General features: G+C 72.3%; 10 protein-coding genes. 4 read left to right on the forward strand and 6 right to left on the reverse strand.

Features of this window, described 5'->3' with window-relative positions; genetic code table 11:
• Positions 1-139 precede the first annotated feature (139 nt).
• Positions 140-1,609, reverse strand: a complete 1,470-nt coding sequence (locus BJ969_RS13380; RefSeq protein ID WP_184479261.1) for an aldehyde dehydrogenase family protein — start codon at positions 1,607-1,609, stop codon at positions 140-142.
• Positions 1,610-1,741: 132 nt separating this feature from the next.
• On the opposite strand from BJ969_RS13380, the gene BJ969_RS13385 reads away from it, so the two are divergent.
• On the forward strand, positions 1,742-2,623 hold the full coding sequence (locus BJ969_RS13385; RefSeq protein ID WP_184479262.1) for a helix-turn-helix transcriptional regulator: 882 nt from the start codon (positions 1,742-1,744) through the stop codon (positions 2,621-2,623).
• Between the two features lie 4 nt (positions 2,624-2,627).
• On the opposite strand, the gene BJ969_RS13390 is transcribed toward BJ969_RS13385, so the two are convergent.
• From BJ969_RS13390 to BJ969_RS13400, 3 genes are all read right to left on the reverse strand, one after another.
• On the reverse strand, positions 2,628-3,845 hold the full coding sequence (locus BJ969_RS13390) for a coiled-coil domain-containing protein (RefSeq protein WP_184479263.1): 1,218 nt from the start codon (positions 3,843-3,845) through the stop codon (positions 2,628-2,630).
• A gap of 446 nt (positions 3,846-4,291) precedes the next feature.
• Entirely contained in the window at positions 4,292-5,548 is a 1,257-nt protein-coding gene (locus tag BJ969_RS13395) for an epoxide hydrolase family protein (RefSeq protein WP_343071383.1), read from the reverse strand.
• A gap of 39 nt (positions 5,549-5,587) precedes the next feature.
• A complete protein-coding gene (locus BJ969_RS13400; protein ID WP_184479264.1) occupies positions 5,588-6,436 on the reverse strand; it encodes an NmrA family NAD(P)-binding protein in 849 nt (282 codons plus the stop codon).
• Positions 6,437-6,580: 144 nt separating this feature from the next.
• Between BJ969_RS13400 and BJ969_RS13405 the strand changes: the two genes are divergently transcribed.
• The gene (locus BJ969_RS13405) at positions 6,581-7,171 is read left to right on the forward strand and encodes a TetR/AcrR family transcriptional regulator (protein ID WP_184479265.1); all 591 of its coding nucleotides are present in this window, start codon (positions 6,581-6,583) and stop codon (positions 7,169-7,171) included.
• A 47-nt stretch (positions 7,172-7,218) separates the two neighbouring features.
• Positions 7,219-8,400, forward strand: coding sequence for a tyrosine-type recombinase/integrase (locus BJ969_RS13410; RefSeq protein ID WP_184479266.1), 1,182 nt, complete (start codon positions 7,219-7,221; stop codon positions 8,398-8,400).
• 55 nt (positions 8,401-8,455) lie between these two features.
• Here BJ969_RS13410 and BJ969_RS13415 read toward each other — a convergent pair whose 3' ends face one another.
• The gene (locus BJ969_RS13415; protein ID WP_184479267.1) at positions 8,456-9,220 is read right to left on the reverse strand and encodes a TSUP family transporter; all 765 of its coding nucleotides are present in this window, start codon (positions 9,218-9,220) and stop codon (positions 8,456-8,458) included.
• A 427-nt stretch (positions 9,221-9,647) separates the two neighbouring features.
• Here BJ969_RS13415 and rox point away from each other — a divergent pair, with 427 nt between their 5' ends.
• Positions 9,648-11,072: a rifampin monooxygenase gene (gene rox / locus BJ969_RS13420; protein ID WP_184479268.1), complete on the forward strand. Its 1,425-nt coding sequence runs from the start codon at positions 9,648-9,650 to the stop codon at positions 11,070-11,072.
• Positions 11,073-11,096: 24 nt separating this feature from the next.
• Here the strand turns inward: rox and BJ969_RS13425 are convergent, their stop codons facing one another.
• Positions 11,097-11,675, reverse strand: coding sequence for a pyridoxamine 5'-phosphate oxidase family protein (locus BJ969_RS13425; protein WP_184479269.1), 579 nt, complete (start codon positions 11,673-11,675; stop codon positions 11,097-11,099).
• Positions 11,676-11,817: the final 142 nt, after the last annotated feature.

The raw sequence follows: 11,817 nt of genomic DNA on the forward strand, positions 1-11,817 counted from the left end.
GGCAGGTGTTCGGCTGAGCCTCGCCTCGTGCAGATGACGGTGTCCGGCCAGGAGGATTCGCGCTGGCGCGGCGTCTCCCCGCGCTACCCGGTGCCCCCAGCGGAGACGCCGCTGAAGGCACCGACCCGCCCAACTCCGCTCAGAGTTCGAGCATGACGGTCTTGGTCTCGGTGTAGGCCAGCAGCGCGTCCGGACCGTGTTCGCGGCCGATCCCGGACTCCTTGAAACCGCCGAACGGGGCCGTGCCGGGCGCCATCGCACCCCAGGTGTTCACCCAGACCGTGCCCGCGCGCAGCTCGGCGCTGACCCGGTGCGCGAGCGACACGTCCCGCGTCCACACCGACGCGGCCAGCCCGTAGCGGGTGTCGTCGGCCAGCCGCACGGCCTGCGCGGTGTCGGTGAAGCTGAGCAGCGCCGCGACCGGGCCGAAGATCTCCTCCTGCGCGACGCGCATATCGGTGCGCACGTCCTCCAGCAGCGTCGGCGCGACGAACAGACCCGGCCGCGGCAGGCGGTGCCCGCCGGTGCTGATGGTGGCGCCCTCGGCGCGGGCCAGGTCGACGTAGCCGGTGACCCGCTCCCAGTGCGCGCGGAAGGCCAGCGGCCCCAGCGTCGTGGCCGGGTCGAACGGGTCGCCCGGCACGAACCGCTCCATCGCCGCGCGCAGCAGCTCACCGAACCGTGCGCGCACGTCCCGGTGCACGAGGATGCGGGTACCGGCCACGCACCCCTGGCCGGTACCCATGCAGAACGCGGCTGCGGCCGCGGTGGCGGCGGCGTCCAGATCGGCGTCCGGGAACACGATGAACGGGGACTTCCCGCCCAGTTCCAGGCCGACCCGCTTGAGCGTGTCGGCCGAGGTGCGCAGGACCTGCTTGCCCACCGGGCCGGAACCGGTGAACGAGACCTTGTCCACGCCCGGGTGGCCGATCAGCGCCTGCCCGGTGCTCGCGCCGAGCCCGGTGATCACGTTGACCACTCCGGCGGGCACGTCGACGTCGGTGAGCAGCTGCGCCAGCCGCAGCGCCGAGAGCGAACCGTGCTCGGAGGGCTTGAGCACCACGGTGTTGCCCGCTGCCAGCGCCGGAGCCAGCTTCCACGACGTCTGCAACGCCGGGCCGTTCCAGGCGATGATCGCCGCGACCACCCCGATCGGCTGGCGCAACGTGTAGTGCAGCCTGCCGGGACCGGCCGGGGTGGTGTGCCCGGTCAGCTTCGTCGGCCAGCCCGCGTAGTGCCGGTAGACCTCCACCGCGTGCTCGACCATGCCGCGCGAGAGCGCCAGCGGCGCACCCATGTCCAGGGAATCCAGCACCGCGAGCTCCTCGCGGTGGGCCTCGACCACGTCGGCGATGCGCGACAGCACCGCCGCCCGGTGCTGCGGGGACACCGCCGACCAGGTCTCGAACGCCCGGCGGCCCGACCGCACCGCCTCGTCGACTTCGTCGGGGCCCGCGACGCCGAGCCGGGTGAGGACCTGCTCGGTGGCCGGGTCCACGGTCGGGAACGTCTCCGGTGAACGGGGCCGCTGCCGACGCCCGTCGATGAGGAAACCGAGCGGGTCCTCGTCGAGCAGCGCGGGACGAGGGCGGGTGGCGGACGTGGACATGGGAACCTCCAGGACGGTGCCGATCTCTGGTCGGTTCGAGCTTCACCGCGACCGGCCGGGCCCGGGGCGTTGCGCGAGTCCCTGGGAATCGCAGTCCCACCCTGCCCGGCGCGGCTGCGGCAGGATGGGGACATGGCCGGCACACGGGCACATCAGCTCGCCGAGTTCCTGCGGACCCGCCGCGGCCGGGTGCGCCCGGCGGACCTCGGCTTGGAACCCGGCAGCGGACGCAAGGTCACCGGCCTGCGCCGCGAGGAACTGGCGATGCTGGCCGGGGTCAGCACGGATTACTACCAGCGCATCGAGCAGGGCAGGGACGTCCGGCCGTCCGATCACGTGCTCGACGCGCTCGCCCGCGCCCTGGACCTGACCGAGGACGAGACCCGGCACCTGCACATGCTCGGCCGAGCGGTGCGGCGCCCCGCCGCGACGCGACGCCGCACGCGCGAACACGTCCCGGACACGACCCGCCGATTGCTGCACACCATGACCGGACCGGCGCTCGTGCTGAGCAGCCACCTCGACGTGCTGGCGTGGAACGCGCTGGCAGGCAGCCTCTTCGGCGGTTTGGACGCGGTGCCCGCCGCTGAACGCAACGTGCTGCGCGCGATCTTCCTCAACCCCGACGCCCCGCAGGTGTGCCCCGACTGGGAGGCCAGCGCGATCGAGTACATCGGGATGCTGCGCGCCGCCGCGGCCACCGACCCCGACCACCCGCGCCTGCAGGAACTGGTCGGTGAGCTGAGCGTGCGCGGCCCGCGGTTCCCGAAGTTGTGGGCCCGCCACGACGTGCGGGAGAAGACCCGCGGCCGCAAGGTCTTCCACCACCCCCAGGCCGGGGCCATGACCCTCGACTGGGACGCCTACCCGCTGCCCGGCCGTCCCGGCCCCACGCTGATCGCCTACACCGCGGTCCCCGGTTCCGCCGACGACGAGCGGCTCCGCGCGCTGGCCAGCCTGCTCAGCACCGAACCCGCACCGGCCTCGGCCCGCCAGGTGGGCACGCGGCTCTGAGCGGTCACCGCTCCTCGCCAGGCGGAGCCGCCGGGGTCTCCTGCGCACGCCCGGTTTCCGGTGTGGGCGGCTGCGGGGCGTAGCGCTCCAGCACGGAGCGGGCGCGGTCGGCCACGTCCTCGGCGTCGGGCACGAGGACATCGGCCAGTTCGCCGTGCAGCCGCCCGAACCGCTCGTGGGCCGCGGCAGCGGTGGCGCGCTGGTCTGCGAGGTCGTGGGTGAGCACTCGGATCTGCTCGTGCAGCGGGGCTAGAGCGTCGGCGTAGGAGCGGGTCGCCTCGGTGAGCCGGTCGGTGAGTTCCCCGACGCGTCCCTCGGCCGCCGAACGGTCCGCCTGCATCCGCTGGGTGAACTCGTCGGCCTGCGCGCGCAGCCGCTGCTGGTGGTGCTCGTCGAGTTCCCGGCGCAACTCCTGCTGGGCCTGCTCGTGCTCCCGGCGCAGCACGTCGACGCGGTCGAGCGCCGTGGCGCGCTCGCCGGCGAGGGTGTTGTGCAGTTCGGTGATGTGCTGCTGGGCGGTGGTGGCCTGCTCCAGCGCGGCCTGCCGGTCCGCCCCGGCGCGGGTGGTCTCGTCGCGCGCGGCGTCGCGATCCGCGATCGCTTGATCGCGTTCCTGGTCGGCGTGCGTCGCGCGCTCCACGGCCTCGTCCCGTTCGGCGGTGGCCGCTTCGGCCCGCGCGTCGGCCTGCTGCGCGGCCGACAACGCTTCGTCGCGCTCGGCGACGGCCGCGCGAGCGGTGTCCTGCGCGTCGGTGCGCGCGGTCTCGGCTTCCTGGCGTGCGTCGAGCGCTCGGGCCAGCTCGGCGGTGGCGAGCTGTTCGAGACCGGCGATCTCGTCGTGCACCGGCGCGAGCGCACCCTTGAGGTCGGCCAGCCGGTCCCGGAGGCCACCGAGGTCGACCTTGGTCATCGGCTGGTCCGGGCCGTAGACCTGCATCCAGATCTCGCGCTGCTCGTCGAGCATCGCGCACGTGATCGTCTTCGCGCCCCAGTTGCCGTAGCGGTCGGAGTCGGCGGGGCAGTAGGGCGTGGGCCGCCCGCCCTTGGACGGCACCGGGGGCAGCGGTTCTCCGCAGTAGGCGCAGCGGGCGTCGAGCCCTTCGGCCATCGCGCGCAGCGTCCGCTCCCGCCGCTGCGCCCGCGTTCCCCGCCGCACCGGCGCTTCCGGGCGGTCCTCCTCGCCCTCGCCGGTTCCCTCCGCCACGTCCGGCGACTGCTCCATCTTTGCGCGCCCCTCTCATCCGATTCACCTGCGGAAAGCATCAAAACCATGATCTTCAGTTGCGAATCATAACACCAGGTTAGAGTTTTAAAACCTAAACCCAACTCCTGGGGATTCTGATCGACACCATATGGATAACCAGGATTATGGATATAGTGGGATCTTAGGGTCGAGCCGTCGAGTCGAGGGCTTGCAATAGTGCAAAACGGACAGCCGCCCGGCTGATCCGGAGAGCGGAAGGGCAGCGGGGGCTATCGGGGTGCGCAAGTGAATCGCCCCGGCGTGGCACCCGGCCGCGACATGGCGATCAAGTCAGAGGCAGCGGGTAGCCGCAGGGGTACGGGCGCCGAGAGCGCCATCGGGCGAACTTGGGCACGTCAGCGAAACGATCATGCCCACCGGACACTTAAGTCACGGTGACGAAAAGAATCAGGCTGCGAGACCGCTCAAGGCCTGCGGCTGCGGAAGGTGCGGCGCAGGTCTTCCACCCAGGCCTTGGGGTTCTCCCAGGGGATGAAGTGACCGCCGCGCTCGTGGGCGGTGACGTTGACGTGGTTGAACCAGGCGGCCTGCGGGCTGTTCTCGAACGCCCGGACCCGCTCGGCCGCGGTGCGGATGCCGGGCGGGTTCTCGTAGGTGACGAAGGTGAGGCCGACCGGTGCCTGCACGACCGGGCTGCGGTCGTGCGCGGGAGCCCAGGGGTGGCGGTTGGCGTTGGCGTAGTAGCGCATCGAGGTGGCGATGGAGTTGTTCACCCAGTAGATCGTGGCGTGGGTGAGCAGGTCGTCCTTGCTGAACACGGACTCGACGTCGCCGCCGTTGTCGCTCCAGGAGTTCCAGCGCTCCAGCAGCCATGCGAGCAATCCGGCGGGGGAGTCGCTGAGTCCGTGGGCGAGGGTGGCGCCGTCGAGCATGTGCACGGCCAGGTGCGACGCCGAGCGGCGGTCCAGTTCGACGAGGCGGGCGCGGACGTCGGCGGGCTGCTCGTCGGACAGCGGCCGGTTGCGGGCGAAGTCCCACGCCCGGGGGCCGGTGAAGAAGTCCAGCGGCAGCCCGGAACCGATGTGGATGCCGTAGAGCTCGTCGGCGTACTTGTGTCCGAGCTGGCTGGAGATGATCCCGCCGATGTCGCAGCCCCCGGCGGCGTAGCGCTCGTAGCCCAGGGTCTCGGTCATCAGCACGTGCCAGAGGTCGGCGACCTTCCAGAAGTTGACGTCCGGGAAACCGGTCAGCGGGCCGGGGAAACCAAACCCGGGAAGCGAGGGCACGATGACGTCGAAGGCATCGGCGGGATCACCGCCGGACGCGGCCGGGTCGGCGAGCGGGTCGATCACCTTCGACCAGTGCCAGAACGTCCACGGCCAGCCGTGAGTGAGGATCAGCGGGATCGGGGCGGGTCCGCGCCCGGGTTTGCGCATGAAGTGCACGGGCACGCCCGAGACGGTCGCCTCGTAGTGCTCGTAGGCGTTGATCGCGGCTTCGGCGGTGCGCCAGTCGTAGCCGTCGCGCCAGTACTCCACCAGGTCCCGCAGGTAGCCGGCCGGGACGCCGTAGGACCAGTCCGCGTTGCCCTCGTCCAGCGGTGACCGGGTCGCGCCGAGGCGGGCGCGCAGGTCGTCGAGGACGTCGTCGGGAACGTGGATCGCGGTGGCATGCGGCGTCATGGCGTGGTCCTCAGCGGAGTAGGACGAGTTGATCTCCACATCTTCTCCTGCGGCACGGCCGACCGCCCTGAGTTCCCGTCAGATCGTGATGTGCTCGGCGAGTTGTTCGGCGGCGGTCCGTGGCGCGCGACCGAGCAACTCGCCGAGCACTGGAGCGCTTCCCGCGAAATGACCTTCGCGGGCGGCTTGGAACAGGGCGAGCTGCATCCGGGCTGCGAACTCCGGAGTGCCGTCGGCGATCTGCTCCGCGGTCCACCGCTCGTCGTCGACGACGACGCGTTCGACGGTGCGCCCGGTGAGTTCGGAGGCGATCCCGGCGAAGTCGTCGAGGGTGACGGCCGGGGCCGACAGCGCGACCGGGCCGTCGAACGTGCGCTCGCCCGCCAGGATGGCCGCCGCGGCCTCGCCCAGGTCTCCGCGATCGGTCCACGGGAGGGGGCCGTCGGCCGGTTGGGCGATCACGCCGGTCTGCCGCCAGGGGCCGAGCAGCGCCCCGAAGTCGCCGAAGAAGCCGCAGCGCAGCGCGGTCCAGGCGACTCCGGACTCGGCGAGGCTCGCTTCGGTGGCGGCGTGGACGGCGGCAGGCAGGTAAGGGCTGCCGACTGCCCCTCGCTGGCTGGTGTAGAGGATCCGCCGGGCACCGGCGGCGACCGCGGCGTCGATCGCGGTGCGGTGCTGGCCGACCACGTCGGCCGCCAGGTCGCTGGAGCTGACCAGGAGCACCTGCTCGGCGCCGGCGAAGGAGTCGCGCAGCGCGACCGGGTCGTCGTAGGAGCCCTGTCGCACGCGCACGCCGCGGTCGGCGAAGTGCCGCGCCTTGGTGACGTCGCGCGCGCTGACGCCGATCTGGTCGGCCGGGACCCGCCGCAGGAGGTGTTCGACGGTCGCTCCGTTGAGGGTGCCGGTGGCGCCGGTGACGACGATCATGCTCGTGACCTCTTCTCGCGTGTCCGGACCCGCCACGGCGGAGCTCAAGTTGACCAGCCAGGTCAGGTTTGTGCCGCCGGTGACGATAGGTAAACTGACCCAGCGGGTCAAATTGCCGATCGCGGAGAGGAGAGGCGCAGGTACATGGCAGGCGAAGCACCCACGCCGCCTCGGCTTCGCGCCGATGCCCGGCGCAACTCCGAGCAGATCCGCCGCGCCGCGATCGACGCCTTCCGCGGCCGGGGGCTGACCGTGCGGCTCGAAGAGGTCGCCGAAGCCGCGGGCGTGAGCAAGGCGACGATCTTCAACCGGTTCGGCGGCCGGATCGGCCTCGTCGAAGCCGTCATCGAAGAGGTCGTCGCCGACGAGCTGCACGCGATCATCGACCGCACCCGCGGCATCGACGACGTCGCGCAGCGGATCGAGCACTACTTCACCGCGCTGCGCGACCTGCAGTACCGCCAGCCCGCCGCCAACGACGTCATGCTGCAGGTCTTCCCGCACTCGCAGCACCTCATGGGGATCTGCCGGGCGGCAGGCGAGATCAACGACGAGCTGATCGCGGCGGGCCGGGACTCCGGCGCGCTGCGGCCGGAGTTCACGGCCGACGACCTGCAGGCGCTGTTCCACGACAACGCGCTCGCCCTCAAGCACGGGCCCCTGCCGCGCCGCCCCGACTACGACCGCCGCACCCGGTACCTGCTCGACGGCATCCGCGGGCGGCCCGGCCGATGACGGGGTGCGCGGCGACGGGGAGCGGTTCAGACGAGGAGCGGGAGTTCATGACCGAGGTGGCGGTGCTCGAGGAGGCCGGCAAGTCCGGCCGGGAGCGCTTCGCGGAGTTCCTGCGGATCTACGCGTCGCTGAACACCCGCGTCGCCTACGCCACCGATCTCGGCATCCCGCTGGACTGGGTCCCCGGCTACCGGGCGCCGGAACCGGGACGTCGCCGGGGCCGGGCGCGGCGCACCGAACCGACCGGGCTGGAATGGCTCAACTGGTGCGTGCGCAACGACTTCGCCTCGTTCGCCGACGTGCGCGTCGAGCACGTCGAGCGGTGGCTGGAGGAGCTCGCGCGCGCCGGGTACCGGGACGCGACGCGGGCCCGGATGCTCTCGGCGGTCTCGGCGTTCTACCAGAAGTACCTGCTGCGCGAAGGTCTCGCCGCGCACAACCCGGCGGCGCTGGTCGATCGCTCCGCCCAGCACCTCAACCGGGCGGGCGGGACGCCGTCGCAGACGGCGATGTGGTCGTTCGAGGCGTGCCGGGCGCTGCTGCTGGCCGCGCACCTGCTGGCCGGGGAGAGCCGCAACGGGCTGCGCGACCGCGCCATGGTCGAGGTGCTGATCGGTACCGGGGTGCGCGCGGAGGAACTGGTCGGGGTGAACCTCGACGACTACCACCGGCCCACACCGGGTGGTTCCGCCGCGTTGCGGGTGCACGGCAAGGGCGCCAAGGACCGCCGGGTCGCGCTGGCCGCGCCCGTCGCCGACGCCGTCGAGGCGTACCTGGCGGTGCGCGGCGAGACGGCGGTTCCGGCGTTGCCGGGCCAGGTCGGCCACCGCGCGCCCCGGCCGCTGCTGATCACCGGGACCGGGCGGCGGGTGCACGTTTCCCACGTGCAGGCGGTGCTGCGGCGGCTGTGCGCGACGTTCGCGCCCGCACCAGACGCGCCCGCGCCGCGTTCCCGGTGGCTGCGGGAGCTGCTGGCGGGGGAGCAGGCCGCGCTCATCGCCGCTCACCTGGGTCCGCTGCGCGACTCGATCCACCCGCATTCGGCGCGGCACTCCTACGCCACGCACGCGATCACCCGCGGCGCCGAACCGCGCCAGGTGCAGCACGACCTCGGCCACGCCGCGCTGTCGACGACCGAGGGCTACCTGCACGACGCGGACGGCCTGGAGCAGTCGGCGGCCCACGAGCTGTCCCCCGCGCTGCACCGCGGTTGGCTGCCCGCCCGGTGACCTCCAGCGGCGATCGTTCGGGGCCGCGCTGAGGCGTTTCCGGCTCGGCGCCCGGTCAGCCGTGCAGCGCCAAGTAGGGCGCCAGCGCGAACAGGGTGATGATCAGCGCGAACTTGAGGCTGCGGGTGGGCAGGGCGTGGGCGATCTTCCAGCCCAGCAGCACACCGGCCAGTTCGGGGATGCCGACGAGCGCGGCCAGCGGCCAGTCGATGGCGCCGTGCGCGAGGTAGCCCAGCGTGCCGACGCCGGCGATGACGACCGACTGCGCTTGGGCGGCGGCGAGAGCTTCGAGCACCGGCACGCGCAGCGCCACCAGCAGCGGCACGGTGAGCATCGGCCCGCCGATGCCGACGATGCCGGAGACGACGGCCACCGCCAGCCCGAGCACCACCACGCGCGCCCCCGGTGGGTGCGCCCGCGTCTCCTCCGGCTCGCCGCGTTCGCGGTACCACACCAGGCAGGCCACCAGGGTCACGAGCACGGCGAGCACGATGCCGAAGGCGCGCTGCGACACGAGGGTGTTGAGCAGCACCCCGATCGGCGTGCCGAGCACGGCGGTGGCGGCCAGGATCAGCGCGGTGCGGCGGGTTTCGGGTTCGCGCAGCTGACCGGACCGGGTGTAGGCGATCGTGCCGAGGGCGCCGGTCGCGACGTGGGTGACGATGGCCGTGCCCGCGACTTGCGCGGGTGAGAGGTCGGTCAGCGCGAACAGGCCGATCGTGGGCAGCACGCCGCCCGGTCCTACGGCGGTGATGCCGATTCCTCCGATGAGCCCGAACAGTCCCAGCAGGACCAGCACGGGAACGCCGAGGCCCGTCACGGCGCTGTCGCGGTTCGGTCGATGGCGCCGACGCGGGTCAACGGCACGGCTGTCTCCTCCCTCGGCCGGGGCGGTCCGGCACTGCTCGGGCAACGCGGGCCCAAGCTACCGGGTCGTGATCACATCGGAGTAGCGCCGCCCGGTGCGGCCGGATCGAACGACCTGAGCGTGATCGCGGCGGGAGCAGAACCATGATCGAATTCGGTCACGGTGACGAATTGATCTGCCCTTCGCGGCCCCGCGCCACCGGAGGGATCACGGCGGCGGGCATGAGAAAAGGCAAGGAGCTCGTCGTCTCCCTGCCACTCTCAACGTATAGCGCACCCGGGGGCTTGCGGCAAGACCCCCGTCGTGCCGCACACTCTCCCGCTGAAGCCGTCACCTGCGGAAATCGGGTGCGTGGCACGAGCAAGTCGATGGGGGACGCATGCACGACGTGATCGTGGTGGGCGGCGGGCCCACCGGTCTGATGCTGGCCGGTGAGTTGCGGCTGCACGGCGTGGACGTGGCCGTGCTGGAGCGGGAAGCGGCGCCGGTCGAGCAGGTCCGGGCGCTGGGCCTGCACGTGCGCAGCATCGAGGTGCTGGATCAGCGCGGTCTGCTGGAGCGGTTCCTGGACGTCGGCGACAAGGTGGTGGCGGGCGGTTTCTTCGCGGGGATCAGCGAGAGGTGGCCGCAGCACCTCGACACCGCGCACTCCTACGTACTGGCCATCCCGCAGCGCAGCACCGAACGCCTGCTGACCGAGCACGCCACCGGCCTCGGCGCGCGGATCCGGCGCGGCGCCGAACTGGTCGCGCTGGAGCAGGACGAGCACGGCGTCAGCGCCGAACTGGCCGACGGCACCAGGCTGCGGTCGCGGTTCCTGGTGGGGTGCGACGGCGGGCGCAGCACGGTGCGCGGACTGCTGGGCGTCGGCTTCCCCGGCGAGCCCGCCAGGAACGAGACGCTGCTGGGCGAGGTGGAGGTGACCGCGTCGCCGGAGGAGATGGCGGCGGTGATCGCCGAGGTCCGCAAGACGCACCTGCGATTCGGCACCATGCCGCTCGGGGACGGCAGGTACCGGTTCATCGTGCCCGCCGAGGGAGTGTCCGAGGACCGCGCGCTGCCGCCGACGCTCGACGAGCTCAAGCGGCGGACGCGGGCGTTCGCCGGGACCGACTTCGGCGCGCACTCCCCGCGTTCGCTGTCGCGCTTCGGCGACGCGACCCGGTTGGCGGAGCGCTACCGGTCGGGCCGCGTGTTCCTGGCGGGCGACGCGGCGCACGTGCACCCGCCGACCGGTGGGCAGGGCTTGAACCTCGGGGTGCAGGACGCGTTCAACCTCGGCTGGAAGCTGGCCGCCGAGGTCGCGGGCTGGGCACCGGAGGGCCTGCTCGACACCTACCACGCGGAGCGGCATCCGGTGGCGGCGTCGGTGCTGGACAACACCCGCGCGCAGATGGAGCTGCTGTCGGCCGAGCCGGGTGCGCGCGCCGTGCGGGGGCTGTTGGCGGAACTGATGACGTTCGAGGAGGTCAACCGGTACCTGATCGAGAAGATCACCGCGATCGGTGTCCGCTACGACTTCGGCGACGGCCACGAACTGCTCGGGCGGCGGCTGCGGGACGTCGAGCTCAAGCGGGGGCGACTGTACGAGCTGATGCGCGCCGGGCGCGGAGTGCTGCTCGACCAGACCGGGCGGCTCAGCGCGCGGGGCTGGGCCGATCGGGTCGATCACGTCGTCGACGTCAGCGAGGAGCTCGACGTGCCCGCGGTGCTGCTGCGCCCCGACGGGCACGTGGCGTGGACCGGTGCCGATCAAGGTTCGCTGCGCGGTGAGCTCGCGCGGTGGTTCGGCGACGCCGCCTGAGCGAAGGCCGCGGCGCGCCGCGGTTCAGCCGCGGGGCGGCAACGGCAGCGGCAGGCCCGGCAGGTCGTCGATGCTGGTCGCGATGTGCTCCTTCTTCTCGCAGTAGGCCGCGAACTCCTCGTCGCTCTTGCGGGCGAAGTGGCGGGCGTGCAGGTCGCGTTCCTCGCGGTAGTCCATGAACGGCACGGCGAATCCGCAGGAGTCGCTGATGCGCTCGGCGGCCACGACGATGATCGCCCGCAGCGCAGGCGCGTCGGCGTCGCCGAACCGCTCGATCAGCTCGGTGAACCGGGGGTCGTCGCGGAACACGGGGGTGCCGCGCCCGTGCACGCGCAGCACCTTCGGCGGTCCGGTGAACGCGCACCACATGAGCGTGATGCGGGAGTTCTCCCGCAGGTGCGCGATGGTCTCGGCGTGGCTGCCGCCGAAGTCGAGGTAGGCCACGGTGTGCTCGTCGAGGACCAGCAGCGTGCCCGAACGGCCCTTCGGGGAGAGGTTGACGTGGCCGTCGCCGGACAGCGGCGCGGTGGCCACGAAGAACACCGGCTGCTCGGCGATGAACGTCCGCAATCGCTGGTCGAGGCTCGCGTAGGTGGTTCCCATCCACCGATTATCACCGGCGGAACAAGAGAATTCCTCACGTTCGCGGGGAGTTCTCGGCTCGCTGCGCCGCGGTCGGTGCGAGCTTCGCGCTGCTGCTGGTAGCGCGGTTCGTGACGACACCGGCGGCCGGGGCGTTCCGGGC

Origin of the sequence: Saccharopolyspora gloriosae, from assembly GCF_014203325.1 — a bacterium.
GTDB classification, from domain to species: Bacteria; Actinomycetota; Actinomycetes; order Mycobacteriales; family Pseudonocardiaceae; genus Saccharopolyspora_C; species Saccharopolyspora_C gloriosae.

Coding starts and splice junctions, on each gene's coding strand:
- BJ969_RS13385 (WP_184479262.1), top strand. CDS start 1,742: ATGGCCGGCACACGGGCACATCAGCTCGCCGAGTTCCTGCGGACCCGC.
- BJ969_RS13400 (WP_184479264.1), bottom strand. CDS start 6,436: ATGATCGTCGTCACCGGCGCCACCGGCACCCTCAACGGAGCGACCGTC.
- BJ969_RS13410 (WP_184479266.1), top strand. CDS start 7,219: ATGACCGAGGTGGCGGTGCTCGAGGAGGCCGGCAAGTCCGGCCGGGAG.
- rox (WP_184479268.1), top strand. CDS start 9,648: ATGCACGACGTGATCGTGGTGGGCGGCGGGCCCACCGGTCTGATGCTG.
- BJ969_RS13390 (WP_184479263.1), bottom strand. CDS start 3,845: ATGGAGCAGTCGCCGGACGTGGCGGAGGGAACCGGCGAGGGCGAGGAG.
- BJ969_RS13405 (WP_184479265.1), top strand. CDS start 6,581: ATGGCAGGCGAAGCACCCACGCCGCCTCGGCTTCGCGCCGATGCCCGG.
- BJ969_RS13380 (WP_184479261.1), bottom strand. CDS start 1,609: ATGTCCACGTCCGCCACCCGCCCTCGTCCCGCGCTGCTCGACGAGGAC.
- BJ969_RS13425 (WP_184479269.1), bottom strand. CDS start 11,675: ATGGGAACCACCTACGCGAGCCTCGACCAGCGATTGCGGACGTTCATC.